Source organism: Mesorhizobium sp. M4A.F.Ca.ET.020.02.1.1, assembly GCF_004022645.1.
GTDB lineage: Bacteria > Pseudomonadota > Alphaproteobacteria > Rhizobiales > Rhizobiaceae > Mesorhizobium.
In genome coordinates this window covers 1-942 of record NZ_RZOI01001209.1, presented here as the reverse complement: position 1 = coordinate 942, position 942 = coordinate 1, and the positions used below count along the sequence as shown (strand labels likewise).

General features: G+C 62.0%; 1 protein-coding gene. It reads left to right on the top strand.

Annotated features, from left to right (window positions below):
• Window positions 1-942, top strand: a 942-nt coding sequence (locus tag EN742_RS36125) for an extracellular solute-binding protein (RefSeq protein ID WP_128333946.1), incomplete at both ends; no start/stop codon positions are given.

Here is a 942-nt window from a genome sequence, read left to right as displayed (position 1 = left end):
GTCGAAGGGCGAGATGCTGTCGTTCCCGTTCAACTCCTCGACGGCGCTGATGTACTGGAACAAGGACGCCTTCGCCAAGATCGGCAAGACCGAGGCGCCGAAGACCTGGGAAGATGTCGGCGCCGACCTCAAGGCGCTGAAGGACGCCGGCTATGACTGCCCGATGGCGATCAACATTTCCGGCAACGAGAGCTGGCAATTGATGGAGCAGTTCTCGGCCATCCACAACCAGCCGATCGCCACCGAGAACAACGGCTATGACGGTCTCAACGCCCGCCTCGAGATGAACAAGACCAAGTTCGTCCAGTATGTCGGCGACCTCAAGAAGTGGTACGACGCCGGCCTGATCAAGATCAAGTCGAAGGACCTCGGCCAGGACATGGTGCAGGCCTTCGCCTCCGGCACCTGCCAGCTCATCATGACCTCGGTCGGCGACCACGGCACGGTCGGCAAGACGCAAAAGGAAGGCATGAGCTGGGACGTGGCCGAGCTGCCCGTCTATGCCGGCACCGAGCGCAAGAATTCGCTGGTCGGCGGCGCCTCGCTCTGGGTGCTGTCCGGCAAGTCGCCCGAGGAATACAAAGGCGCCGCCGCCTTCCTCAACTTCATCCATGATCCCAAGACGGCGCTCTTCTGGTCGACCAACACCGGCTACATCCCGGTGGCGAAGTCCGGCTTCGAGTACATGAAGGCCAACGGCTTCTACGACAAGGCGCCCTACAAGGGCCGCGAGGTCGCCATCGCCAGCCTGACCGCGTCGGAGCCGACCGAGATCACCCGCGGCATCCGTCTCGGTAATTTCACCCAGATCCGCGCCGAGTTCGGCACCCAGATGCAGGCGATCTTCGCCAACAAGGTCAGCGTTCAGGAAGGCATCGACACGCTGGTCAAGAATGGAGACGCCATCCTCGACCGCTTCCAGCAGACCTACGCGAACAAGAC